The 25,300-nt window shown below is 69.1% G+C and carries 21 protein-coding genes and 1 pseudogene; 12 read left to right on the top strand and 10 right to left on the bottom strand.

What is annotated here, in order from left to right; genetic code table 11:
* Positions 1 to 244: 244 nt before the first annotated feature.
* From FNH09_RS49755 to FNH09_RS09185, 3 genes are all read right to left on the bottom strand, one after another.
* Positions 245 to 1,426 carry a HEAT repeat domain-containing protein gene (locus tag FNH09_RS49755; protein ID WP_162468308.1) on the bottom strand — a complete coding sequence of 394 codons (1,182 nt, stop codon included), beginning with the start codon at positions 1,424 to 1,426 and terminating at the stop codon, positions 245 to 247.
* A 378-nt stretch (positions 1,427 to 1,804) separates the two neighbouring features.
* The gene (locus FNH09_RS09180) at positions 1,805 to 2,305 is read right to left on the bottom strand and encodes a DUF3515 family protein (protein ID WP_162468309.1); all 501 of its coding nucleotides are present in this window, start codon (positions 2,303 to 2,305) and stop codon (positions 1,805 to 1,807) included.
* A 383-nt stretch (positions 2,306 to 2,688) separates the two neighbouring features.
* On the bottom strand, positions 2,689 to 3,393 hold the full coding sequence (locus FNH09_RS09185) for an FCD domain-containing protein (RefSeq protein WP_162468310.1): 705 nt from the start codon (positions 3,391 to 3,393) through the stop codon (positions 2,689 to 2,691).
* A gap of 162 nt (positions 3,394 to 3,555) precedes the next feature.
* Between FNH09_RS09185 and FNH09_RS09190 the strand changes: the two genes are divergently transcribed.
* The 3 genes and pseudogenes from FNH09_RS09190 (at position 3,556) to FNH09_RS09200 (ending at position 5,595) form a co-directional block, all read left to right on the top strand.
* On the top strand, positions 3,556 to 4,095 hold the full coding sequence (locus FNH09_RS09190; RefSeq protein ID WP_152886265.1) for a YbhB/YbcL family Raf kinase inhibitor-like protein: 540 nt from the start codon (positions 3,556 to 3,558) through the stop codon (positions 4,093 to 4,095).
* A gap of 8 nt (positions 4,096 to 4,103) precedes the next feature.
* A pseudogene (locus FNH09_RS09195) lies at positions 4,104 to 4,796 on the top strand (iron-dependent transcriptional repressor DtxR).
* A 322-nt stretch (positions 4,797 to 5,118) separates the two neighbouring features.
* Positions 5,119 to 5,595: a DUF4262 domain-containing protein gene (locus FNH09_RS09200; RefSeq protein WP_338017517.1), complete on the top strand. Its 477-nt coding sequence runs from the start codon at positions 5,119 to 5,121 to the stop codon at positions 5,593 to 5,595.
* Between the two features lie 89 nt (positions 5,596 to 5,684).
* Here the strand turns inward: FNH09_RS09200 and FNH09_RS09205 are convergent, their stop codons facing one another.
* Positions 5,685 to 6,440, bottom strand: a complete 756-nt coding sequence (locus tag FNH09_RS09205) for a hypothetical protein (RefSeq protein ID WP_238426562.1) — start codon at positions 6,438 to 6,440, stop codon at positions 5,685 to 5,687.
* A 161-nt stretch (positions 6,441 to 6,601) separates the two neighbouring features.
* Between FNH09_RS09205 and FNH09_RS09210 the strand changes: the two genes are divergently transcribed.
* The 6 genes from FNH09_RS09210 to FNH09_RS09240 all read left to right on the top strand — a co-directional run bounded on the left by FNH09_RS09210 (position 6,602) and on the right by FNH09_RS09240 (position 16,264).
* Positions 6,602 to 7,327 (top strand): hypothetical protein, encoded by a 726-nt coding sequence (locus FNH09_RS09210; RefSeq protein ID WP_152886267.1) that lies wholly within the window; start codon positions 6,602 to 6,604, stop codon positions 7,325 to 7,327.
* A 105-nt stretch (positions 7,328 to 7,432) separates the two neighbouring features.
* Positions 7,433 to 8,131: a hypothetical protein gene (locus FNH09_RS09215; RefSeq protein ID WP_152886268.1), complete on the top strand. Its 699-nt coding sequence runs from the start codon at positions 7,433 to 7,435 to the stop codon at positions 8,129 to 8,131.
* Positions 8,132 to 8,397: 266 nt separating this feature from the next.
* Positions 8,398 to 8,946: a hypothetical protein gene (locus tag FNH09_RS09220; protein WP_152886269.1), complete on the top strand. Its 549-nt coding sequence runs from the start codon at positions 8,398 to 8,400 to the stop codon at positions 8,944 to 8,946.
* A 710-nt stretch (positions 8,947 to 9,656) separates the two neighbouring features.
* Positions 9,657 to 13,202: a ThuA domain-containing protein gene (locus FNH09_RS09225; RefSeq protein ID WP_152886270.1), complete on the top strand. Its 3,546-nt coding sequence runs from the start codon at positions 9,657 to 9,659 to the stop codon at positions 13,200 to 13,202.
* Positions 13,203 to 13,287: 85 nt separating this feature from the next.
* On the top strand, positions 13,288 to 14,595 hold the full coding sequence (locus tag FNH09_RS09230; protein WP_152886271.1) for a sugar phosphate isomerase/epimerase family protein: 1,308 nt from the start codon (positions 13,288 to 13,290) through the stop codon (positions 14,593 to 14,595).
* A gap of 490 nt (positions 14,596 to 15,085) precedes the next feature.
* Positions 15,086 to 16,264, top strand: a complete 1,179-nt coding sequence (locus tag FNH09_RS09240; protein ID WP_162468312.1) for an ROK family protein — start codon at positions 15,086 to 15,088, stop codon at positions 16,262 to 16,264.
* A gap of 114 nt (positions 16,265 to 16,378) precedes the next feature.
* Here the strand turns inward: FNH09_RS09240 and FNH09_RS09245 are convergent, their stop codons facing one another.
* Both FNH09_RS09245 and FNH09_RS47575 read right to left on the bottom strand, forming a co-directional pair.
* Positions 16,379 to 16,900 (bottom strand): hypothetical protein, encoded by a 522-nt coding sequence (locus FNH09_RS09245; RefSeq protein WP_162468313.1) that lies wholly within the window; start codon positions 16,898 to 16,900, stop codon positions 16,379 to 16,381.
* A gap of 26 nt (positions 16,901 to 16,926) precedes the next feature.
* Positions 16,927 to 17,172: a hypothetical protein gene (locus FNH09_RS47575; RefSeq protein WP_202919626.1), complete on the bottom strand. Its 246-nt coding sequence runs from the start codon at positions 17,170 to 17,172 to the stop codon at positions 16,927 to 16,929.
* 648 nt (positions 17,173 to 17,820) lie between these two features.
* Between FNH09_RS47575 and FNH09_RS09255 the strand changes: the two genes are divergently transcribed.
* Complete coding sequence (locus tag FNH09_RS09255; protein WP_152886272.1) at positions 17,821 to 18,480, top strand: hypothetical protein; 660 nt, start codon at positions 17,821 to 17,823, stop codon at positions 18,478 to 18,480.
* A gap of 206 nt (positions 18,481 to 18,686) precedes the next feature.
* Here the strand turns inward: FNH09_RS09255 and FNH09_RS09260 are convergent, their stop codons facing one another.
* Positions 18,687 to 19,238 (bottom strand): GNAT family N-acetyltransferase, encoded by a 552-nt coding sequence (locus tag FNH09_RS09260; RefSeq protein ID WP_152886273.1) that lies wholly within the window; start codon positions 19,236 to 19,238, stop codon positions 18,687 to 18,689.
* Between the two features lie 51 nt (positions 19,239 to 19,289).
* On the opposite strand from FNH09_RS09260, the gene FNH09_RS09265 reads away from it, so the two are divergent.
* On the top strand, positions 19,290 to 19,880 hold the full coding sequence (locus FNH09_RS09265; protein WP_202919627.1) for a TetR/AcrR family transcriptional regulator: 591 nt from the start codon (positions 19,290 to 19,292) through the stop codon (positions 19,878 to 19,880).
* 149 nt (positions 19,881 to 20,029) lie between these two features.
* Here the strand turns inward: FNH09_RS09265 and FNH09_RS09270 are convergent, their stop codons facing one another.
* The 3 genes from FNH09_RS09270 to FNH09_RS09285 form a co-directional block, all read right to left on the bottom strand.
* Complete coding sequence (locus FNH09_RS09270; protein WP_152886275.1) at positions 20,030 to 20,770, bottom strand: dienelactone hydrolase family protein; 741 nt, start codon at positions 20,768 to 20,770, stop codon at positions 20,030 to 20,032.
* 196 nt (positions 20,771 to 20,966) lie between these two features.
* The gene (locus tag FNH09_RS09280; RefSeq protein ID WP_162468314.1) at positions 20,967 to 22,622 is read right to left on the bottom strand and encodes an FG-GAP-like repeat-containing protein; all 1,656 of its coding nucleotides are present in this window, start codon (positions 22,620 to 22,622) and stop codon (positions 20,967 to 20,969) included.
* Between the two features lie 15 nt (positions 22,623 to 22,637).
* Positions 22,638 to 24,470 carry an alkaline phosphatase D family protein gene (locus tag FNH09_RS09285; RefSeq protein WP_238426563.1) on the bottom strand — a complete coding sequence of 611 codons (1,833 nt, stop codon included), beginning with the start codon at positions 24,468 to 24,470 and terminating at the stop codon, positions 22,638 to 22,640.
* A 126-nt stretch (positions 24,471 to 24,596) separates the two neighbouring features.
* Between FNH09_RS09285 and FNH09_RS09290 the strand changes: the two genes are divergently transcribed.
* Entirely contained in the window at positions 24,597 to 25,283 is a 687-nt protein-coding gene (locus FNH09_RS09290; protein ID WP_152886277.1) for a DUF4232 domain-containing protein, read from the top strand.
* Positions 25,284 to 25,300 lie beyond the last annotated feature (17 nt).

Raw genomic sequence — 25,300 nt, forward strand, 5'->3', positions numbered from 1 at the left:
CCGAGCCCGAGGCCGTGGAACGTGAGGCCGCACAGTGCGGCCGGCCAGCCGGACCGACATCAAGTAGCGGTTCGTCCGGACGCAGACCTGGCTGTAGCGGTCGACACGTGGTCTGGAGAGTCGGCCGGTGCCGAACGGCTCGTCTGCTGCGCCGAGGTCCCGGCGGCTGCTCCAGCCGACGGAGAGCGCTGTGCGAGGGATGCGATGGCCCGACTCGTGAGCGCCTGACCACGTCGGGCGAACGTCACTGGCCGTCGTGGCGCCACGCGTAGCGCCACGCCGTATCGAGGTAATGCTCCTCGGTCAGGAAACCAGGCCGCGGTGGGCCAAGGCGGCGTGCCGCAGCCACGCACCGGCCGTCATCGTGGAGAGCAAGGCCGTGCACGGCGGCGACCTGGACCTGGCGGTCCGCATCGTCCAGCAGAGCGGCCATGGCCTCGGTGAGGACGGGATCGCGGTCGCTGCCCTCGCCGATCGTGAGGCAGGCATTCCGCCGCACCGCCGTGTCCGTGTCCGTCATCAGCGCCAGAAGTGCCTCACGAACATCGTCGGAGAGCGCGGGAGATTCGGACCAGGTGCCGAGCCCTCGCGCCACCACACCCCGCACCCGGGCATCGGGATGGCTTGCGTAGCGCAGAAGGGCCGCATCGGCACGCGGGTCGGCATGCTCGCCGAGGGCAACCAATACCTCGGTGAGGACTGCGAGGTCGGGCTCATGCGTCGACCAGTCGGTGAAGATCTCCAGGGCCGGACCCGCGAACGCGTCTTCGTCGCTGTCGTCGAAGAGACGGGTCAGGCGCAGTACCTCGGCCCCGAACAGCCGGTGCAGCGGGTCCGGGTGCGTGCGCAGCTCTGCGGCAGCTGTCCAGAACGCCTGGTCGCGCCGGTGGGCCAGATGGATGGTGGCATACCCCCAGGCGGCGTGGTCCTGGTCGGTGTGGAGCAACGCACGCTCCATCAGCTCCTCGAACGAGGAGCGGAGACCAAGGAGTTCCTCCAGGCGGGTGAGGATCGCCCCGTGCCCGTCCCGTACGGTCATCCGGCCGAGGGTGAACTCGCCGACGCTGTAGTACTCGTCGTCCTGCACCCGGGTATGGACGACGGCATCCCGGGAGTCCGTGCGGCGCCGCAGCTCGGTTTCGATGCCCGTGTCGAGCCAGCGAAGCGCAAGGGCCCGCACCTCCATCAGCTCGGAGGCGGGGTAGCGCTCCCGGATCGTGAGATCCAGGAGCGCCTCGACCAGCGCAGGCGAACCCGAGTCGACAGCATCGCGCAGCGGCAGCAGTTCATCCGGCCTGCACTGGCCGGCATCGGCGCCGTGATTGAGCAGCAACTGGGCGATGTCCCCGGAACACGTCCGGACTGCCAGACAGAACGCCTCGTCCCGTTCGTCCCAGTTGCTGTCATCCAGGAGCGCGGCCTCCACCCGTGCACGGTCCCCGGCCCGGACCGCAGACATCAGAAGAGTCTCGCTGTCGCCCGCCTTCGCACCCCTACGCGGCTCTCTGTCCATGCCCTTGCTCCCCGTGGTGTCGTCGCAGCTCACTCTAGGTCTGCCGGAACATGGACGGGCAATGGATTACTGGCGAGCAAGGACATGGCGGTCAGGACCCCGCACAGCGTCCGCCGGCCGATCCGGTTGCATCGGAGACCGTGGTCTCGATCCACTGACGACACGGCCGGTGCGAGGAGCAGCGCCGGGGCACTACCACGTGGCAGTCGATCCCCAGTTCGTCGAGCGTGTCCGCCCCTTCGTACGAGGGCGGCGCCGGGCTCGTACAGCACCGCAGGGGGAGGACAACTCCTAGTCGGCGATTCCTTCGGGGATCGTCTTCTTGATGGCTGCGGCCAGAGCGACCAGAACAGCGGAGCTGTCCCGGTCCCCGGGCACCCGGACCTCGACGTACGCGCCGCGGTTGGCCGTGGTGAAAAGGTGCGCGCCGTCGCCCTGCTTCTCCATGAGCCAATCGACGCCGTTCACCCCGCCGGGCACCGCGTCCGGATCCTTTCCCTGGGGGACATCAGGGTCGATCATCTTCGGCGGTTGCGGCACACCACAGCGCAGTATGACCACCGGGCTTCCCCAGCCCGCGGTCAGCGCGGAGGCGGGCGCGGGATCTCGGCGGCGCAGTCCGTCGACCGTCCTGGGCAGGGCCTTGTCCAGGTTCCGGCACAGCTTCGTGACCGCTGAGGTCGGGCTGGGAACCGTCACGGCAGCGTTGTCCTTGCTTGAGGAGCAGCCGAGGGCGGTGAGCAGTGCGGCGAGGAGGGGCGGGCTGAAGCGCCGAAGACGCGAACCGTTCACAGGCCAAGCGTAGGCAGGGGTGCGGACGCACGACCGGGCGGGTCAAGGTGCACCCCCGGCTCCGCCGGTGGACCAAGGACGGCACGCTAAGACGAATGCTCCAGGCGGCCCCGGGCGAGGGTGGAAACGGCTGGGGTGGTCGATGGTCTGGTAGTTGGTCTGGTCATGGGGATACGTCGGTCGCGGCCGTGGATCGTGTCGGATGAACTGTGGTTGCTCGTCGAGCCGTTGCTGCCCGTGCCGGGACCGAAGCCGGTCCTCCCACGTGCGACCTCTCGACGGGGCCCGAAACCCTGATGTCGCCCGGCTGCCCGGCCCTGTCGTCACCGGCGTCGGGCTCGGCGGCCGAGGTGAGGATGCCTTCGACGGGGTGCCGTGATGTATCAGGTTCCCTTCGTGGGTTCGGGGTGGGTGCATCCGGTCAGTCCGGCCGCGGTCAGGGTGAGGTGTTGGACGAGTACCGCGGCCGCGGTGTCGGCGTCGCGGGCGAGCGCGGCTTCCTCCAGCCGGCGGTGCTCGCCGACGTGGTCGCGGTCGGGCTGCCGTTGTGCCGACCAGCGGCGGGCCAGCTCGCTGGCGGTCCAGGTTCGGTCGAAGGCCTCCAACAGGACGTCGTTGCCGCAGCCTTCCAGCAGGGTGCGGTGGAAGACCCGGTGGGCTTCCGACCATGCGCTGCTGTAGTACGCGCCTTCGTCCGGCAGGTACGCCGGAGTGCGGGACAGGCGGTGGTGGGCGGCTCGTACACGGGCCTCCCAGTCGACGTCGCCGCGCTCGATGGACATGCGCAGTACGACCGGTTCGATGGTCCGGCGGGCTTCGGCGATGTCCTGCCAGCGGCGGTCGGAGATGGCCGGGACGGCGAAGCCGCGGTTGGGCAGTCGGTCGGCGAGGCCCTCGCCGACGAGCCGTACGAGCGCCTCGCGCACGACGGCCAGGCTCACGCCCTGTTCCTTGGCGAGGTCCTGCGGTTTGAGGGCGTCACCAGGGGCGTGGTGCCCGCCCATGATCGCGTCGCGCAGGTGTGTGTAGACCTGCTCGGAGAGCATCTGCTTCGCCGGCGGGGTCGGGGTGTGGGCCGTCTGAGTCACAGGTATCAGCATAGACGATCCATCGAATAATCGATTATTGCTGCTATAGTCGATCGTGCGGTTGATGGGGGGCGACGGAGGTACCCGTGCAGGTACTTCCGCGCACCCTCTCGTCGGCCGTGTCACCGCCATCCCGCAGCACGGCCTGAGAGGAACAACGCGATGAGCGCCAACGACCCCTTCGCCCGTCTCCCCGAGGCGGCCTCCTTCACCGTCACCAGCACCACCGTCACCGACGGCACCGCCTGGCCGCCCGAGCAGTTCTCCGGCATCTTCGGCGTCCCCGGCGGCAAGGACGTCTCCCCGCAGCTGTCCTGGAGCGGCGCCCCGCACGGCACCAGGAGCTACGCCGTCACCGTCTACGACCCCGACGCCCCCACCGGGTCCGGGTTCTGGCACTGGGCTGTCGCCGACATCCCCGCCACCGTCACCGAGTTGCCCGAGGGCGCCAGCGACGACACCGGCTCGGGTCTGCCCGCAGGCGCCTTCCAGCTGCCCAACGACGCCCGCGCCGCCCGCTTCGTCGGCGCCGCCCCGCCGGCCGGGCACGGCCCGCACCGCTACTTCATCGTGGTGCACGCCCTCGACGTCGAGTCCATCGGCGTTGCGGCCGACGCCACCCCGGCTGTCCTCGGTTTCACCATGGCCGGCCACATCCTCGGCCGCGCGGTGCTGACCGCCACCGCCGAAACCGCTGCCTGACGCGCCGCATGTCCCCACTCACCGGCACCACAAAGAGGTATCTGCGCACCATCCTGGAGCTGGAGGACGAAGGCACAGTCCCGTTACGCGCCCGCATCGCCGAGCGCCTGAAACACAGCGGCCCCACCGTCAGCGAGACTGTCGCCCGCATGGAACGTACCGGTCTGCTGCACGTCGCCGCCGACCGGCACCTGGTGCTGACGCAGGCGGGCCGGCAGGCCGCCACACGCGTGATGCGTAAGCACCGGCTCGCCGAGTGTCTGCTCGCCGACGTGATCGGGCTGGCGCGGGAGCAGGTCCACGCCGAAGCCTGCCGCTGGGAACACGTGATGAGCGAGGCCGTCGAACGCCGCATCCTGCAACTGCTGCACCACCCGACGCACTCGCCCTGCGGCAACCCGATCCCAGGCCTGGACGAACTCGGCCGGACTGCCACCGCAGATGCGTTCCCCGACGAGAACACGCTCGGCGTCAGCGGCGTGGAGTCCGGGCCGGACGGCGCCGGCATGGTCGTACGACGCATCGCGGGGCCGGTCCAGACCGGCCCCCAGCTGATGTGCGCCTTGCGGTAGGCCGGACCGCAGCCCGGCACGGCAGTGACCGTGACGTCGTCACCCCGCGGCGTGACGGTCACAAACGGCAGGAAGGGCGCTGAACTCCCCACGCAGACCACCGCGCACGTCCTCGTGACCACGCACTGAGTCCAGCCGGCCACCGACGCGTCGCCGTAGCCCGTGCAGGGCCGAGGCCGGTCCTCGACCACGATCCTGGTCGAGGACCGGCCCCGTGGCGGCAATACGCGATGTCACTGCGGCCAGGACGAGTCCGCCGCCTGGCGAACCGCCCGTCACACAGCCTTGCCCTTGTGGAGGGTGCCGATGTCGTTCGATCGCGATGGTGGTCACGGACCCCGGATGCCTGGCTCAGCGTCTCGCCTCGTAGCCTCCCCGCATGGCTGATGATCCGTTCCAGTGTCGTTGCGTCCTCTGTCATGACTACGGTGACCGAGACGAAGCGGACCGCGTGGAGCTGGCGATCGCCGAGAACGTGCAGCGGCACGGATGGCACGTCGTCATGGTCCCCGAGGACGAGATCGGTCCTGGATTCGCGTACACGATCGGCCTCTCGCACACGCACGGGGCACCCGAACTCGCCATGTTCGGACTCGAAGTCCACGCCATGCACTGGATGCTCAACAGGCTCGGAGCGAAGGCCGCCGCGGGCGCCGTACTGGCTGACGGCCAGAGGCATCCCGACGTCGTCGACGGTCACCAAGTCGCGCTCAGACAGGTGGATCTCCGCTGGTACCGGATCTTCTTCGGCCGGGCCATCGGGTTCTACCGGCGGCCTCCCTTCCCCGTGCTGCAAGTCGCGTGGCCCGACGTGCATGACCGCTTCCACTGGGAAGAACAGGCTCAGGAAAGGCATCGCGAGTCACAACCTCGACTGTGGCTGCCACCGAGCGAGCATCCCGCCGGAGTCTGGACAGCCGAACTCTGACCTCGAACGAGCCGACCAGCGACTGACCAACAGGCGTGGCCGGCCTCACGGCCGAGCAGGACCTATGGCCTGGGAACGGTCTGCTGCCTTCACTCACCTGGGGCGATTCCGGGATGTCGGCCCGAACGGTTCGGCAGTGCCCGCACGGAGGGCGGTGAGGTGTCGTTCGAAGCGTGCTGCATCCCGCCGCCGGCCTGCTTGGGGCGACCGCGGCCGAGAGCGCGGGCGAGATCACCGACCGGTGCCAGCATGTGGCCGCCCTCGCCCGCGCACCACCACATCACCTCGCGACCCCGTATTGAGGCGTGGACGCCGAGGTTGTGCCGGGGGCATTCCGGCCAGACTTGCCAGGTCCATTCGAGCAGGCTCTCCTGGATCATGGTCGTCAGGCTGGTCAGAGCCGTGGTCGGGTCGTCGCACATGCTCGGCAGGATGGGGCCGCCCCAGTTGAGCCGTGCACCGTCGGCAAGGCGGACACCGGCTCCCTCCGGGTAGCAGTCCTCGAGGACCTCGATCTGCGGTTCGCCCTCGATCCCGCGCGTGGGCAGATCGCGGGCCACGATCCGCAGCGCGTCGCGCAACGTCTCCAAACGCTCGGGGGCGAGGTCGAAGCCCGGCTCGAAACCCATGTCGTCCAGGATGCGCCGGGCCAGGGTCGCCATCTCCACCTGCGGCACTTCGGCCGGATTCCGTTCGACGACCTCCAGGACCGCGTCGGTGCAGTGGAACCAGTCGAGCAGTTCGCAGGCGAGGGCGACCACGACCTGTGGGTCGACATTGTCCTCCCGCAGGCCGAGGTAGACCTTTCGCGTCAACCGTTCGGTATCCGCTTCGTACTCAGCCATGGGGTTGCTCACCGGCCCAGTATCTCGACATGGTCCGGTCCCGTTCGCATGATTTATCGGCATGACGCCCGACGTGCTCACGAGTGGAACGGTGGCCAGTGCGGTGGGTCAGGAACGGAGGCGTCCATCGTGGCTGCCTTGAGGCGCGCTTTAATGCCCAGGTGGTGAACTGGGCTCAGATGTACGACTGCTACGGGGATATCGATCGCGTCCCCGCGCTTCTGGACATGGTGGAACTCGAGGACAGCGCCGAAGCATGGGAGAGGCTGGCATATCGACTGGTCCTTGAACACGACCTCGTCTTCCCCGCCAGCTTTGCCGCCCTGCCGCGCCTGATACGTCTCGCCTCGAGGAGCGCACGGGCGCGCGGTCTGACCGGAGCGATCCTGCGACGCGCGGCAGGACACCACGGCTGCGACGATCTGCTGGCGAACTGCGCCGATGCGATCGCGGAGTTCCGCGAGCTGTTGGACCGGCATCTGCAATCGCGGCCGGTCGACTACCTGGCGACCTTTCTCGATTTGCTCGCGGTCAAGGAGCAATACCACTGGAGTGCCGTGCTCGGGGACTTCACGGACGACTTCTACCACCTGTCCTGCCCCAACTGCGCCGTGGAAGTGACGATCGCCATCGGGGACCACGGGCGCTATTCAGCGATCCGGGACTGGCACCTGGGCGACGTGGACCGTCGCGTCCTACGTCCGGCGTCCTCCGAAGAACTTTCCGGCACCGCCCGGTGGATGCACGAGACTGCCGTCCGCGACGGGCAAGAAGCCCTCGCCGACGGAATCGCCCACCTCTTCGGCAAGGCCGAGTGCCCGCACTGTGCCAGCGTGTTCAGCATCGCGGACGAGTACACATCCGCCAACTGCCCCGTCCTGCGGTAGGCCCGCTCGGGGCGGGGTGCTTGATCTGCCGACGTTGCAGATGGCGGCGCGAGGCGTCACGTGCGCCAGGCTGGAACCTCCGTACCCGAGTCGTCTGTTGCCGCCGTGCGCCGTGCCACCTCGGCCCTTGCCCGGGTGGAGGACCGCAGCGCCGAGGCAAGGGTTCGCCATCAGGAGTTCTTGTCGCAGTTCGACGAGGCCGGCACCCTCCCGACAGCTCGGTACCAGCAGCTCTGGCACCTGTGCACGTCCACCGCTTTTGCCCGAGCGGCAAGCTGCGAAGCCGAGCTGTGGCTGCAGATCGGCGCGGCATCGGCGGCGCACCGTGTGGCGGCCAGGCACGCCGACAGACTCGGCGTCTGCGGGGAGGAGTGTGTGCTGGCGGTCCTGGACCTCCTCACCAGGCCCGTGACCCGTCGTCCGGCAGCGGCAGCGGCATCCGGGCCTGCGGCCGTGCCGCCGCTCCCGGCACAGGCGCTTCCTGCTGGTGCGCCGAAGGTTTCCGTATCGCTGTCCCAGCCGCTGGAAGTGATCTCGCCCGAGGCGGAGGAGCGGCTGGTCGTGGTCGCCGGCCATTATCGACCGGACTGCGGTGTCGCAGGTGTGGCCTGGGTGGGTGACGGCCGCTCGATCAGCACTCGTGTCGAGGCCAGAGCACACGTCGACGCCATGGTCCTGTCGATCGTCGAGGCGGCTGAGGCGTCGGCCGGTGAGGAGCCTGTGTTCCTCGCGAGCGCGGAGCCGGTCTCGCCGAGGGATGGGTACCGCTGCCCGGACACGACGGCGGCGTCCTGCGTGAGCTGACGGCGGTCCCGGGCGCGATTCACCTGAGAGTCCGTCACGACGGCCTCGGGGGACGAAGCATCCCCGCCCGGCAGCAGGTCCGCCAGGAGACCCCGGCGGGTGAGAGCCGTATCACCGGTATCTCCTGGCCGGCTCAACTCACGCCCGGGACGATCCTGTTCTGCACCTGGCGGCGAGGCGGCCGGGAACTGGAGTTCGCCACAAGGGCCCTGAAGCGTCGGATCAGCGCGGACGGCCGGCTGCTCACCCACGAGTACGACCTGCGGGTGCTCACCCGTGACGGCCTCGGCGCCGTGGGCGTGGACGCGTTGCCGCAGAAGCACCTGGTGATCCGCACCCTGAGAGGGCTCGGCTACCTCGACGAATACGGCCGGGCGCTCCTCGCCGAAGAGGACCTGATCTGGAACGTCCTCGAAGAGGCCAAGGTGCGGCGGCACCCCGTGACTCGGCAGGAGGTGGGCCAGGCGATCCAGGAACTCCTCGACAGCGGCCGGCTGACCACGGTCCAGGGCAGCCGCAACCGCATCGGGCACCTGATGTACCCGCCGCGCTCGGGCGACGCGAAGGTGTACTTGCTGTGCTGGACGCCGGGCGCGCCCGTGCCGCAGGGAGACGAAAGCCCACCGACGCGAGGGAAGCAGCCGGTTCACCTGACGACCAAGCACGATGTCAGGGGGCATCTGAGGAGGATCGACGGTGTCCCCTCCGACGAGGCCGCCGACGCCTTCCGCAGCGACCGTGAACTCACCCGACTCGTCGGCAGCAAGAACCTGCCCCGGGGCATGACCTACGTCCGTCGCCATGACCGGGGATGACCAGAGTCCGGCTCGGCGATGAGGCAGGCTGCCCCGGGGTGCGGATCCATCGGACGATGAGAGTCGGCCGACATGGACCCGGGGCAGAACCTGTCATGACGCGGCGGCGGGGGCGGGTGAGAGATGCAGGCGGAGACGTTGGCGGGACTCATGGGTCTCGAGGCGGTCGGGGCCACAGCGCGGCCGGTCAAGGACAGCCCGGGGTATCGGCGGAGCGAGTGACTCCCTTTCCCGGTCGCTGAGTTCAAGGCGGGGTATCCCCCGTGATCCCGGCATTCGGTGATCTCTGCTGTCCCAGGTTTCTGCCGTGAGCTTGATCGTCTGTACGTCGGTTATGTGCTGCCTGTACGCGGGCTGAGCAGCGAAGTTCCTCTCATCACCGGCCGACTTTCGCCCACTTGAGCAGAAGTTCTGGCTTGTTGGGCGAAACTTTCGCGCAACAGACTCTATCTTTGGTGCGATTCGCGGCTATACGATCCCGCCGAGAACTTGGACCGAGCCAGTCGCTCACCAGCGATTCCGGTGGGCACTGACGCGCAGCTCGGCGTAGTGCACGCACCTGCCGTCACGTCGTCCCCGTCCCGCCCGCCCGCTGCTGTCGATCACCTGTCCGCCTTGTTCTGAATAATCCGGCGCATATCCGCACCCTTCCCGGCCGGGCCGTCTCCGCACGACGGTCCGTAGGTCTCGCGTACCCCTGAGGAGGTTTCATGCGCATGGCCCTTCGCCGCCGCCTCACCGTGTTCGGCGCGTTGCTTGCACTCCTGGGCAGCATGCTCATCGGTCTGGCGTCAGCGTCCGTCCCGGCGGCCGCGGCGTCCCCACCGGACACCGCCGTGCCGGAGAATTCCGGCAATCAGTACAGAGTCCTGGTCTTCACGAAGTCCGCGGACGCCAACCCGGCGGTCACCGACGCCGGTGTGAGCGCCATAAGACAGCTGGGCAACCAGCTGCGCTTCGCGGTCCAAGTCACCGACGACGCCCGCAAGTTCGACCAGGCGCACCTCAAGCAGTACCGCGCCGTCGTCTTCCTCAACACCAGCGGCGACGTGCTCACCACCGCTCAGCAGGACGCCTTCGAGGCGTACTACCGCGCGGGCGGCGGCTTCGTCGGCATCGGCTCGGCGATCGAGGCCCAGCCCGACTGGACCTTCCTGTCCGACGCCCTCGGTACCCGCTCCACCGGCCGGACCGGTGTGCAGGCCGGCACCATCAAGGTCGCCGACCGCGTCCATGACGCGTCGAAGAACCTGCCGGAGTACTGGACCCACACCGACGACTGGTACAACTTCAAGTCCAACGTGCGAGGCAAGAGCCACGTCCTCGCCACCGTCGTCGAGGACGCCTTCAAGAAGCAGTCGTGGGGCGGAGACCTCAGCGGCATCAACGGCGGCAAGATGGGCTACGACCACCCGGTCACCTGGTGCAAGGACTGGGAGGGCGGCCGCTCGTTCTACACCGCGCTCGGCAACACCGCCGACAGCTTCGGTGAGAAGGACATGCGCTCCCACCTCGGTGGCGCGATCAAGTGGGCGGCCGGCCAGTCCGACCCGGTGTACTCCGACTGCGGCGCGACCGTGCTGTCCAACTACCAGCAGACGGCCGTGGCGGCACCGCCGAATCTGAACGAGCCGATCGGCTTCGACATCCTTCCCGACGGCCGGACCCTCCAGACCGACCGCCGCGGCAGCATCCGGCTGCACGACTCCAAGTCGAACAAGACCACCGTGCTGGCCCAGATCCCCGTCTACACGAACAGCGAAGACGGCATGTACGGGCCGGGGATCGACAACGACTTCAAGAACAACCACTGGGTCTACCTCTACTACGCGCCCCCCACCGTGAAGGACGTGAAGCTGTCGACCGGTGAGGTCGTCACGCAGACCACTCCGACGGCGGACGCGCCGACCACCGGGGCCTCGCCGTCCGTCTGGGATCCCTGGGTCGGGTACTTCCAGCTGTCCCGGTTCAAGTTCGTCGACGCCGAAGGGGACACGCCGGCGCACCTCGATGTCGCCTCCGAGCAGGAGATCATGCGGGTTCCGGTCAACCGCGGTGCCTGCTGCCACGTCGCGGGTGACATCGACTTCGACAAGCACAACAACCTGTGGCTGACCACCGGCGACGACACCCCGTCGGGCGGCGGCAACTCCGGTGGCTTCTCTCCCTTCAACGACATGCTGACCACGACCGGGCAGTACAACGCCCCGTTCGTCGACGCTCGCCGCTCGGCGCAGAACACCAATGACCTGCGCGGCAAGGTCCTGCGCATCTCGGTCAAGGACGGCGCCATCGCCACCGGCGACGAGAACAAGTTCGGCGGCGCCTACACGGTGCCCTCGGGCAACCTCTTCCCGGTCGGCAAGGACAAGACCCGTCCTGAGATCTACGCGATGGGCTTCCGCAACCCGTTCCGGATCCAGGTCGACGAGAACGACGTGGCCTACGTCACCGACTACTCGCCCGACTCGCAGACCCCGCAGAACTTCCGCGGGCCTGCCGGCACCGGCCGGATGGAGATCGTGCGCAAGCCGGCGAACTACGGCTGGCCGATGTGCGTGAGCCAGGACCTGCCTTACTACCGCTGGAACTTCAACACCTCGACGCCGCTGGACAGCCCGGCGAAGGCGTTCGAGTGTGACAACCCCAACCGTGGACCGCAGAACGACTCCAGGTGGAACCTCACCGGCGGGCCCAGCGTCGAGCCGGGTCTGGAATACGCTCCGCCGGTCACCAACCCGGACATCTGGTACTCGTTCACGCCCGAGAACCGGGCCGACAACCCGATCGGTACGCCGTGCGCCGCGTACTACAACGGCTCCGGCGCCACCACGTGCCCGCGGCTGTTCCCCGAGCTCGGCACCGGTGGTGTCGGCCCGCACGGCGCGGCCAAGTACCACTACGACCCGGACAACCCGGACAAGACCAAGCTGCCGCCGTACTACGACAACGCGGTCTTCGCGGGCGAGTTCACCCGGGACACCGTCAAGGAGGTCCGCCTGGACTCCAAGAACCGGGTATTCAAGATCAACGACGTGCTCGACTGCGCCGGGATCAACGCCCAGCGGGTCCCGGACACGAGCAAGCCGTTCGAGTGCGACAACCCGATGGACCTCCAGTTCGACGGGCAGGGGCACTTCTACCTGCTCGCCTACGGCGACGGCTTCTTCAACAGCAACCCCGACGCCGGTCTGTACCGTTGGGACTACGTCAAGGGCCAGCGCGCACCGATCCCGAAGCTCACGGCCACGCCGACGAACGGTACGGCACCGCTGAACGTGAACTTCTCCAGCGCCGGTTCACGCGACCCCGACGCGGCCGACTCGATCCGGTTCGAGTGGGACTTCAACGGTGACGGCACCGTCGACTCCGTCGACCCCGAGCCGCAGTACACGTACACGACACCGGGGCAGTACACGGCGAAGCTGACGGTGATCGACTCCAGCGGCAAGTCGGCCTCGGCGAACACGACCATCACGGTCGGCAACACCGCGCCCGTCGTGAAGGTCAACTCGCCGGTCGACGGCGGCCTGTTCTCCTTCGGCGACGACATCCCGTTCTCGGTGACGGTCACCGACCCGGAGGACGGCACGATCGACTGCAGCCGCGTCGAGGTGACGTTCGTCCTCGGCCACGACACCCACGGCCACGCGGAGCAGTCCGTGCACGGCTGCTCGGGCGTGCTGTCGACCGATCCCGACGACGTGTCGCACGGCGGCAACGTGTTCGGTGTCGTCAGCGCCTCCTACACCGATCGCGGCGGTCCCGGCGGCGTTCCGGCGCTGACGACGGTCACGCAGAACCAGGTCCGGCAGAAGCGCCAGGAGGTCGAGTTCGCACTGGACCAGTCCGGCACCAGCGTCGCCACGACGAACGACCCGGCCGGCGGCAGCCAGCACCGCGGTGGCCTCGGTGACGGTGACTACCTCGCCCTGAACGGGCCGTTCGACTTGCACAGCATCGACTCGCTGACGTTCCGGGTGGCGAGCACGTCGACGCAGGTGCCCGCGGGCAGCCCGATGGCCGCCGTCGAGGTCCGCCTCGACTCGGTCGGCGGGCCGCTTCTCACCACGGCGAACCTCACCTCGACCGGCGCCACAGGGAACTGGGAGAGCCAGAAGTTCCCGATCACCGATCCGGGCGGCAAGCACAAGGTCTACCTCGTGTTCCGGTCGGTCACCGGCGGCCAGACCGGCGCCAACCTCTTCAACCTCAACTGGGCCGAGTTCGGCGGCCAAGGAGTGAGCGCTTCCTAGCACCATCCCGCGGCCGGGGCGCCGCACACCCACTGCGGCGCCCCTGCCCCGATCCGCTACAGCCACTTCGAAAAGAGAGACCACCATGGCTTTCAAGAACAACCCCAGCCGACGCCGCTTCATGGTCGGCACGGGCGCGGCGGTGGCCGCGGCGTTCAGCCCGATCGGCCCCGCCTCCGTGTTCACGCCGGCCCAGGCGAGCGCGGCCAACGGCCGGCTCATCCCCGCCGGCAAGCTGGGCACGATCACCTACAGCCAGCGCGACGTGCCCACCCGGGTCGGCATCGCGGCGAGCAGGTCGCTCGGTGTCGCCCCCACCATGGGCTACCTGGGCGGCCCCAACTTCCCGAAGGACCCCACCGACCTGGGCCCGCTCGTGCCGCTGCCCGGCGGCTGGGTGGAACTGTTCGAGTTCCTCGCGAAGAGCGGCTTCAAGCAGATCGAGTTCGCCGGCTACGGCCAGAACGCCGCGAACCCCGGCGGCGACGTGCCCAACCCGGCCCCCGGCGGCGTCACCACAGCGCAGTCGCGCGCGGCGTACCTGGCGTACGCGCGCACCCTGCGCGGCTTCCTCGACGCCTACGGCCTGGAAGCGATCGGCAACCACGGGTTCATCCCCAACACGTGGTACGGCCCGAACAGCTCCGGCGGCACCATGGCCGCGCAGGACTACGAGCGGCTTCAGACCGAGCTGGAGTTCGCGGCGATCCTGGGCACGCCCTTCATGGGCACCGGCAACGACCCGACGAACTCGGGCAACCGCAACATCGAGCCGTGGACCGTCGCCGGCGAGAAGTGGGAAGCGCTGAACACGATCAGCCGGCAGTGGGGCATCCGCCTCTACACCCACAACCACTCACCGGCGTACAACTTCCTCCAGGACGGTCCGATGGTCACCGTGACCCAGGACCGTGTGACCGGCAAGCCGATCGCGCCCACGCAGGTACGAGGCGAGTCGGGCAAGCGCCTCATGCAGCACTACCTCGACGTCACCGACCCGGCCCTGTGCGTCATCGAGATGGACGTGTACTGGGCGCACGTCGCCCAGCACCAGTGGCGGTGGCGCTACGACTGGGAGGGCAACCGCGTCGAGGACATCTTCGACCCGGCCGCCCAGGTCGCCAAGCAGCCCCAGCGCTACCAGCTCTTCCACGCCAAGGACGGCGACGCCACCGGCGAGGCGCCCGGCGTCGGCAACGGCTACAACTTCATCCCGTTCGGGGACCCCCGCAGCGACATCGCCTACACCAGCTTCTACCAGGGCGTCGGCGCCAAGGGGCACTACAACTCGAACTACGAGCAGGACAACGCCCCGGGCGGCACCGCGGACCCGGGCCAGTCCCTGCGCTTCTCCAGGATCAGCGCGGCCGGCATGACAGCACTGCGCGGCTGACACCCGCCGGTACTCCGTCCCGCTCACGTCGCGGCGGCCACGCAATCCGTGGCCGCCGCGGCGGGAGCGGGACACCCGTCGGCGAGGCATTTCGTATCGGAAGTTCCAGTGCTGTATTCCTCGAACGGCGCATATATCGGCGTCGTAACCGCCAGACCGGTGCGCAGGCCAGTGATCCTTGTCCTTTCCGGGACCACTCCTGCTCGGTGATCCGCCGCTTGCGGCCCTGTCCGCCCGGATCATCGACTCCCTGAAGGCCCGCGCGGTTGAAGCGGTGCGGCCGTCATGCTCCGGCCGTGCCCGTGGAACCATCGCCCGGCACCCGCCCCCGAGTAGCCTCGACCACTCGCCACCAGGACATATACCCAGCCAAAAGGGAATCTGGAATTAGTCGCGCGACCGAAAAGTATAGAGCGCTCCAGATGAAAGTCACTATCGTGAAAGGTATGGCGCAGCATGCGCTGATAAGGACGCGTCAGAGGAGACCTCCGTGCGAAGCCCACAACCGCTGCATGCCGAGCTGCTGCGGCTGCTGCGCGACGAAGGCGCGTTGTCACGTGCCGAGCTGGGCGACCGACTCGAGGTATCGCGACGGCGTCTGCTCGCCGAACTGGAGCGTCTGATCGCGACGGGCTACGCCGCCGAAGCCGGAGTGGCCACGTCCCGAGGCGGCCGCCGCTCGACACTCGTCGAACTGAACCCTGATCTGCGCTTCGCCGCCATCGACCTGGGCGTCACCTCGATCGACGTCGCGGTGACCAACGGCCGCCTGGAGCAGGTCGCGGCGTACCAGGAATCCGCCGACCTCCGCTCCGGGCCGCAGGCGATCCTGCGCCGGGTCGACGAGCTGCTCGCCAAGGCCCGCGCCGAGGGGGCCTACGAGCAGCTCACCGCGGTCGGCATCGGGGTGCCCGGTCCCGTGAGCTTCCGTGACGGTGTACCGGTGTCGCCGCCGATCATGCCGGGCTGGGACCGCTTCCCTGTGCGCGAGTACCTCAGCCGTGAGCACGGCTGCCCGGCTGTCGTCGACAACGATGCGAACATCATGGCGGTGGGGGAGCGGCAGGCAGGCGCAGCGCACTCGGTCGACGACTTCCTGTTCGTCAAGATCGGAACCGGGATCGGGTGCGGCATCTATCAGGAGGGGAACGTCTACCGCGGGAAAGACGGCTGCGCCGGCGACATCGGGCACATCCAGGTCGACGCGCAGGGGCCGGTCTGTTCCTGCGGCAACGTCGGCTGCCTCGAGGCGTTGTTCAGCGGCGCCGCACTCGCCCGCGAGGCGACCGCGGCCGCCGGCTCGCGCCGGTCCCCGGTACTGGCCGAGCGGCTGACCGCCTCCGGCACGGTCACCGCCAAGGATGTGGCCGAGGGCGCTTCGGAGGGGGACGCTACGTGCATCCAGCTCATCCGCGAAGGCGGGCGCCACGTCGGCGGCGTCCTCGCAGGCCAGGTCAGCTTCGCCAACCCCTCGATGATCGTGATCGGCGGCGGGCTCGCCCAGCTCGGCCACATCCTGCTCGCCGAGATCCGCAGCGTCGTCTACCAGCGGTCGCTGCCGCTTGCGACCAGGAACCTGCCCGTTGTGCTGTCCGAGCTGGGACCGCGCGCCGGTGTGACCGGTGCCGCGGTGCTGGCCAGCGACCTCGCCTTCGAACAGGCGTCATGACGAACCACCGGTAGATACGGCTCGGCTCGTGCGGCGGTGGGCTGCTTCAGTTCGACCGGGCCGACCACCGCGAGTGTCACATGGCCGAGTGCGAGTGGCTGTGACCCTCGGCGGTCACGCGGTGGGATCCACGTTCCAGTCCGCCGGCAGGTCGCTGCCGCAGAAGACGCAGACGAAATCGTCCTCACGCACGATGTTGTGTTCCTGGCAGTCGGGACAGCGCCGGAAGACCACCTCGTGGGTGAAGCCGGAGGGCCGCGCGAGCGCTATGTCGTCCAGAGCACGGGCGACTTCCGACCAGGAGCTGAGGTCCGGGCAGTACCCGGTGGACTGGTTGCTGACCTCGCTCACAATCCACCGGTCTGCCTCGCGCACAAAGCTGATCTCACCGGCACTCAGCACCATGTCACCGCCCGCACAGGCCACGTGCTCGCTTCGTCGCGGCGCCAGTCGAAGCACACCGTCGATACCGACCACGAAGGTGAACGGTTCGGCCGGCTCCGTCGTCGATCGCCCGGCGATCCACCTTCCGAAGTCGGCCGCCGAGCTGATCCGGTACCCGCTGCCACCAGGCCGGACCGCAGCCTTCAGCTCGACCGGTCCGACATATCTGTAACGCCGCCCCCGCGCATCCACGGCAGTCAACCTAAAGCACGAGGCCCTCAGAGGGTGAGGCTGATGGGCCCGTAGGTGCCGCAGATCTCGCAATCACAGCTGGTCAGGGAGTTCGCCCGGCAGTGTGCGGCCGGCCAGTAGCGGGATGCGCAGGGGGCTGGGTCGAGCAGCGTCTCGTCGCGGGGCACTGTCCTGTCGCACCAGGTGCAGCGGACGGCTGTCGGCACACCGGTCTCCCGCAGTCGCCGGGCCGCGACGACGGCCGCGTCGAGCGGGACTTCCTCCAGAACCACCGCAGGGACGCTGCCCAGAACAAGCTTGCTCCGCCACAGACTCAGCCCGGTTACCACTCTGACCGCCCGCAGGGCTTGCTGCCCTCCGCTTCCTGATTCGGTCACCAGCACGGTGAACGCCGGCTCCTCCACGGACTCGACTCCTTCGGCGACGGGGCAGCCGCCTTGAGTATGTCGACGCGGAGACCTTCAGCCCATCAGTTTTCAGTGTGCGGCCGGGATCCGGGCTGCCGTCCAGAGCCGCATGCCTGGCTGTCCCCGCGCGAGGTGCGGCACACGGTCGTCCGTCTGGTCTGTCGCGTTTCGCGGATGTGCTCACGGCTGCTCCGAGGTCTTCTGCCGGACTGTCGGACCAGCAGGTTTCGGTACAGCGAGCCTGCGCCTACCACGACTCGCCTCGCAGCCTTCGTAGCGACACGCCGGTGTCGAATGGCCGTGAGTGCCCAAAGATCCACCAAAGGGCCTAATCGTAGGTCAATCTGCTGCTTATAGCGGTGATCTGACCGCGTGTCGGCTTCTGAGAGAGCCCGAAATACCCCGTTCGGAGCTCTCTCGCCGATCTTTCGATATGACCGATATGTCGACTATCTGTAAGTTCATTCACGAGCCGACTGACGGGTCGGCATCCCTGAAACAGGAGACAGTGACATGAAGCTTCGTCCCAAGGCGGTCACCGCCGCTGTTACCGCCGCCGCGGCTCTGGCCGCGACCGGCATCACCTACGCCTCGGCCGCCTCCGCCCCGGCCTCCGAGGCAGCCGCGGCTTCCCAAGTGGCTGCGGTGGCTCCGGCCTCCCAGGCGGCCAAGGCTCCCCAGGCGGCCCCGGCGGCCCCGGCTCCCCAGGCGGCCCCCGCCGTCGCCGACCTGACCGAAGGCGGCAACGGAGGGAACGGCAACAACGGCGGAGGCGACGAGGGCGGCGACGACGGCGGCAGGGGAGGCAACGGAGGCGACAGGGGTGGCAACGGAGGCCGTGGAGGCAACGGAGGCCACGGCGGCGGGTACCGAGGGGAGGGCCGCATCTTCATCAACGAGCGGTCGTACTCCGCCTACCCCGGCGACTGCATCACCGTGGTCAGTGGCCTGGGTGCCTGGAGCCTGAACGTCCGCAACGAGTCCCGTAGGACGGTCGAGGTCTTCCGCGGTGCGGTCTGCGACAACGGCGCCCCCATCGCCACCGTCGGACCCTACAGCTCCAGCGACGGTGTGCACCCGGGCTGGTCGCGCGGCATCGAGGTCCACCACGGCGTCGTGGGCAGCTTCCGGGTGGTCAGGGGCTTCCGTGATGGAGGTCGCGGGGACTACTAGTCGACGACTGCTGACCGCATGATGTGGACCTCCGGCCCTCTGGAATGGGGCCGGGGTCCCAGCACCCACGATTGCGCGACAGCCACGGCCCGCTCGCACGCCGCGAGCGGGCCGTCGGCATGCGGCATCCAATGTCCCGCAAGGCCGGCACGCAGGCGCCGCCTGCCGGGTTCAGCCGTAGGCGACCACGGCGGACTCGCCGCCGGTCACCGGGCCGGGGCTCGCCACTCGGGAGCAAGGACCGCCCACACCTGCTTGTCGTGGCGCACGCCCTGGTACGGCCATGCCTCGCGGCGCACCCCCTCCAGCGTCATGCCCAGTCGCCTGGCCACCGCCGAACTGCGGTCGTTGTCGGTCCGGCAGTGCCATTCGCCGCGGTGCAGCCCCCGGGTCGTGAACGCCCAGTCCAGCAGCACGCCGCACGCTTGCGTGATCAGACCCTGGCCCTCGGCGGACGGCTCCAGCCAGCAACCGACCTCACACGAGCCCGCGGCGGCATCGAAAACGGTGAACATCACCCCGCCGACCAGCAGCCCGTCCTGCCAGATGCCGTACAGGCGGGCACCGTCATCGGCCTGGCGTTCGGCGTACCGCTTCAGCGTGGCCCGCGCCCCGTCCACGTCGTCGGTGACGAACGCGGCCCCGACCCAGGGACGAATGTGCTCGCGGGCCCGGTCCATGTGGTCGGCGAACTCCTCGGCATGCCAGACCTCCAGCGGGCCGAGGCGAGCACCGTCGCCCAGCGACAGCGAGAACATAGGACTCTCTCCATTTCCATAACAAGCGTTACGGCAATGTACCGTGGCAGCATGCCACGCACCAAGGGAGATCACGAGGCGCGCCGACGCGACGTCTCCGCGGCGGTCTGGCAGGTCATGGCCACCCGCGGCTTCGCCGGTTTGACCCTGCGCGCGGTCGCCGCCGAACTCGGCGCCACCACGGGCCTGCTCACGCACTATTTCCCCACCAAGCAAGCCCTGGTGGAGTACGCCCTCGACCTGCTCGAACAGCGCACCGTCTCCCGCCCCCGCCGCCACACGGGCGAAGGTCTGGCCGCCTTCAGGGACGCGTTGCTGGACATCCTGCCGCTGACCCCCGAGGCCACCGACAGCAATCGCATCTGGGTCTCGTCCTGGGACACCGCACTCTCCGACCCGGCCCTGAGCACGGACCACGCCCGCAAGTACGCGAAAGGCCGGGATCGGCTGATCGAGCGGGTGGCCGCAGCCCAGGAGCTCGGCGAACTGTCCCCCGGCAACCCCGCCCGGATCGCGGCCGGTGCTCAGGCCTTCGTCCTCGGCCTGGTGGTCCAGGCACTGTTCGACCCGGCGGTGTTCCCGCCCGCGCGGCAAGTCGAGCTCCTGGACGACTACCTGGCCGCCCTGACCGCCTCGCACTGATCAACGACGATCACCCGGCGCGGGCACGGAGGCCGGCCAGGGCTCGAGCCACTCCGCGAGGCTGCGGTGGAGAGCCGGGATGCTGCCCTCGACGGGCAGCATCCCGGTCGACACGGCCTACCGTCTGCCGGTGGCCCGACTGTCCGGCCTTACTTCAGGTGCCGGGCGAAGAACCCGGCCGCGTCCTCCCCCGCGAACTGCGGGACGCCGGTGTGCCCGCCCATATTGGCGTGCAGCGTCTTCTCCTTGGAGCCGAAGGCGTCGAACAGGTCCAGGGACGCCTGCCGGTCGTTGCCCTCGTCGTCCCATTGCAGCAGGACGTGCAGCGGAACGGTGACCTGGCGGGCCTCCTCGAACATGGTGCGAGGCACGAGACTCCCGGCGAAGAGGCCGGCGGCCACGACGCGGGGCTCGACGGCCGCAAGGCGGACGCCGATGGAGATCACTCCGCCCGAGTAGCCGACCGGGCCGCCGACCTCGGGCAGCGACAGGACGGCGTCCAGGGTGGCCTGCCATTCCGGGACTGCCTTGTCGACGAGCGGGAGGACGAGGGCGTCGATGATCTCTTCGCCGACCGGCGTGCCGGCTTCCATCGCCCGGCGCAGGTCGGCGCGGGCCTGGTCGACGGCGGCCAGACGGGGCCGTTCACCACTGCCGGGGAGCTCGATGGTGGCCGCGGCGAAGCCGTCCGCCGCGGCGCGCTGGGCCCGGGCCACCAGCCGGGCATACATCCTGTTCAGTCCGAGCGGGGGGTGGCCGAGCAGGATCAGCGGCACCGGTGCGGACGTAGACGCGGATTCGGGCGTCCACAGGATGCCGGGGATCTCATCAAGGGTGAACTTGCGCTCGAGAACGCCGTCTTCGAGACGCTGTTCGGAAGTGAATTGCATGGTCGTGCCTTTCGGGAGTGCACTGGAACGGCGCTCCCGGACGACGACCTATCGCCCGACCGTGACCCCGGAGGAGAGCACCCATGTCGATACTGTGTTCACGGGTACCACCTCCTCGTTCTCTCGCACGGCCTCCGCGAAAATAGCAGAGGCCGCCGTGGTTCATCAAACGGGTTCCTGCGTGGGTCCTGGCAGCTCACAGCAGGTCGGCCCAGGTGCTCCAGCCGCTGGTGGCCTTGGCGACGCGGGCCTTGAAGCCTCCGGTGCCGGTACCGGCGTAGAAGTACAGGGCGCCGGAGGAGTTCGTGGCCATGAGGTCGGCCTTGCCGTCGCCATTGGCATCCCCGGGTGAGAACACCTTCTTGTACTGCTGCCAGCCGGTGCCCACCTTCACCCGGGCCGAGAAGGGAGCGGACGCGACGCCGGTGCCCGCGTAGCGCCACAGGACGCCGGAGGTGTCCCGGGCCATCAGATCGGGACGGCCGTCGCCGGTGAAGTCGCCCGCGCCGACGACACTGTTGTAGCGCTGCCAGCCGGTGCTGATCGTGACGCGGGAGCCCACGTTGGTGCCGGAGTTGTCGCCCGCATAGAGGTAGAGCGTGCCGGAGGTGCTCAAGGCCAGCAGGTCGCCCTTGCCGTCGCCGGTCACATCACCGGGGCCGAGAACCCGGTTGTACGAGGTGGAGCCGGTGGCGAGCTGGGGGTCCGAGAGGGCGTAGAACGCCGGGTTGGTCAGCCGGCCGCTGCTGACGGACTGGACGACCAGGTCGGCGAGGCCGTTCTGACGGAGCGAGGAGGCGTACGCGAGGCGGGTGGTGGCCGACGGCCAGGCGTCACCGACCAGAAGCTTGCCGGTCAGCGAGCCGGTGCCGGTGACCTCATAGCTGTAGAGGCTGCCGGCCGTCGTACGGGCCATGGTCCCGAACTTGCCGAAGTGCGGGTTGTTGCCGGCTCCCGCGAACTGCGTGACCTTGCCCCAGCCCTTGCTGCGGGCGGACCGGGTGCCGAAGGTGCCCTTGCCGTCGCCCGGGTAGCACCACAGGGCGCCGGAGAAGTCCCTGGCCAGCAGGTCGGTCTTGCCGTCGCCGTCCCAGTCGCCACCGCCGATGATCTGGTTGTACGACGCCCAGTCGGTCTTCGGGTCCTGGACCCGGGTGCCGAAGGTGCCACCCTTCTTGCCGGGGTAGCGGTAGAGGACGCCTGCCGGAGTGCGGGCCAGCAAATCGCCGACGCCGTCGCCGGTCAGGTCACCGGCGCCGATCAGCTCGTCGTACTGCTGCCAGCCGGTGCCGACCAGCACGCGGCTGCCGAAGGCTCCGGTGCCCTTGCCGGGATAGAAGTAGAGCGAGCCGGCCGGGGTACGGGCCAGCAAGTCCGCCTTGCCGTCGCCGTTCAGGTCCCCCGGGGCGGCGACCTTGTTGTAGATCTGCCAGCCGGACGCGACCGTACTGTACGAACCCAGGCCGCCGGGGCTGCGCGCGTAGAGGCCGGAATGGAAGTACAGCACGCCGCTCGCGCTGAGGGTCAGCACGTCCTGGACGCCGTCCGAGTCGAGGTCGCCCGGGGTCAGCACGTCCTTGACCTTGGCAACGTCCGAGTCGAGGACCATGACCTCGGCCGAGCCCGTGTCGAGGTACAGCTGGCCCGCGACGTTGCGATAGATCAGGTCGGACGTGCCGTCCCCGTCGAAGTCACCGCGCACCGGGGCGCTGGCGCCCGCGTGGGTGGGCAGCATCACGAAGACACCTGTCGTGAGCACCGCCGCCGTAGCGGCCAGTACCGATGCCTTCATGCCGGGGAAGCGCCGACGTCCGGAGCTCCGGTCGCGCCGCCGGGGGCGGGTGGTGAACACGTTCTCTCCGGAAGGTCAGGGGGTCGTGGAGACGTCAGTGGCGGAGACGTCGGCGGCCGCGTCGCTCGGGGACTGCGTGAGCGAGGGCGATGCGGGCGCGGTCGCCGGGTCCGTGGCCGACTCCGTCGGCTCGGCCGACTGCGCCGGGGTGGCCGAGTCCGCCGGGGTGGCCGTGTCCGCAGGTCCTGCGGACTCCTGCGCACTCGCGCTCGTACTCGCCGAAGGCTCGGTCGGGACGTCGACCCGGTACACGCCCGGCACACCGCTGTCCACCCGGAAGGTCGCCGCTGTGGTGGTCGTGCCGTCCTTGGTCAGCACGGTGGAGATCGCCCGCAGCCGTGCGTCGATACGGTCCTCGGTGATGTCGAGGAGCAGATAGCCGCGCCGGGCATCGATGATCTTCCAGTGCGGGTTGTCCGCCAGCTTGGGCGCCCACTCGGCGGCAAAGGCCACCAGGTCCTCGTCCCCGCTGCTGGAGATGGAGGTCCCGACGAACTCCGCGCCGACCACGGCCGACTTCGCGTCGGCGTAGTCCAGCTTGAGGTCGCTGACGATGGTGCGATGCCTGTCGCCGGAGAGCACCACGGGGTTGCGGACGCCCTGGAACTCGGCGAGCAGGGTGGCACGTTCCTTCTGGTAACCGTCCCAGGCGTCGTACGACCACTGCTTGCCCACACCCGCGAGGAAGTCGGTCTCGGCCATCATCACCTGGGAGGCCACCAGGTTCCACCGCGCGCCGGAGGTGCGCATGCTGTTCACCAGCCACTTGCGCTGAGTGTCGCCCATGATGACCCGGCCGGCCTCCATGGCCCCGGCAGCGGTGGTCGCCTGGTCGTCGCGGTACTGCCGGGTGTCCAGAACATGCAGCCGGGCCAGTGGGCCGAAGTCGAGCGAGCGGTACATCAGAACGTCCGGGCCGCTGGGCTTCTGCGCGGCACGGATCGGCATGTGCTCGTAGAAGGCCTGGAAGGCGGCCGCCCGGCGGGCCCGGAATTTCGCGGCGGGCCAGGCGACGGGGTCGTTCGCCACGTCACCGGCCCAGTCCTGCTCCACCTCGTGGTCGTCGAAGACGACGACGAAGGGCGCCGCGGCGCGCATCGCCTGAAGGTCCGGGTCGGTGTTGTACTGCTCGTGGCGGGCACGGTACTGGGCGAGCGTGACGGGCTGGCCCACGCCTTCGTGCCGACGTACGCGATAGGAGTAGGCCGAGCTCTCGTAGATGTAGTCGCCGACGAACAGCACGAGGTCCGGCTGCTGGTCGAGCATGTCCCGGTAGGCGGTGAAGTAGCCGTGCTGCCAGTTCTGGCAGGAGGCCAGCGCGATCCGCAGGTTCTTCGGGGTGTCACCGGCGGCGGGGGCGGTGCGGGTCCGACCGGTGAGGGAGGTGCGGCCCAGGGCCTTGAACCGGTACCAGTAGTCGGTGGCCGGGGTCAGGCCCGTGACGTCCACGTGGACGCTGTAGCCGAGACTGCTGGTCGCCGTCGCCGTACCGCTCTTGACGACCGTGGTGAAGCCGCTGTCCGAGGCGAGTTCCCAGCTCACCGCGACGGTGGGAGCCAGAATGCCGGAGCTGCCCAGCTGGGGCGGCACCACCCTGGTCCACAGCACGATCGCGGTGGGCAGCGGATCGCCGGAGGCGATGCCCAGCTTGAAGACCGTGCCGCTGACCGACGTACCGGCGCCGGCCGCGGCGGTCGCCCCGCGCACGGACGCCGAGGCGCTGCCCGCCAGCACCTGCCCGGCGGCCGCCGCACCCGCGGTTCCCAGCGTGACGGCCCCCGCGCCCAGGAAACGCCTGCGACGCATCCCGTTGGCGCCTGTGTTGTTGTCGCTCGGCTGCACCGGCATGCCTTTACCCCTGAGGCGGTGCCCTGCGCAGCGCCGGTGAACATGATCGCCACGGATTCTATGCAATACCCTGACATGTGCAGTACCGGGGGGTCGTAAATCCGTTCGAAACAACCAGCAGGAGCCATGCACCGACCATTGATCGCCGCAGTCACGGCCCTGCTCCTCGCCGGCGCGGCAGGGTGCTCGTCGACCGACGCCGAACAGGAGACGGGAAGCGGCTCCGCCGCAGGCTCGGACTCGGGCTCGTCGTCGAGCACCGTGGCCAGGGGCGGGTCGGAGAGCGGCGGCTCGCCGAGTGCCGGCGGTGTCGGGACCCCGAGGGAGAGCGATGGCAGCCGGGGGAGTGGCGGGGCGCCCTTCCCGCCCGCCGGGGTGCTCCTCGGAGCTGACTCCCTCCCCACTCCCGCCGCCGACCACTGCCGTACGCAGAACCTGACGGCCGTGGCACGCAGTACCGGTCGGGGCCTGGCCACGCTTGTGATCACCAACGAAGGTACCGGCTCCTGCACGGTACGCGGCTTCCCCTCCCTTCTCTTCAAGACGGAGATCGGCCCGACCGAGCTGCCGGTGGACTGGGCCGGGTCGGCCACCGAGGCCGCGAAGTTCACCCTCAGTCCGGGCGAATCCGCTTCGGCCGCGCTGAGCTTCACCAGCCTCGACGAGTGCGAGCCGGTCACCGGCCTCGACCTCGTCCCGCCCGGCGAATCCCGGGCCCTCACCCCTGCTTTCACGACCACGAACGGGAAGAAGGCGCCGGTGCGCATCTGCGACACCGGTGTGCGGGTGCAGGCGTTCTCGCCCATGCGGTGATGCGTTGAGTTCGTCGG

Source organism: Streptomyces adustus, from assembly GCF_009377175.1.
Taxonomy (GTDB): Bacteria; Actinomycetota; Actinomycetes; order Streptomycetales; family Streptomycetaceae; genus Streptomyces; species Streptomyces adustus.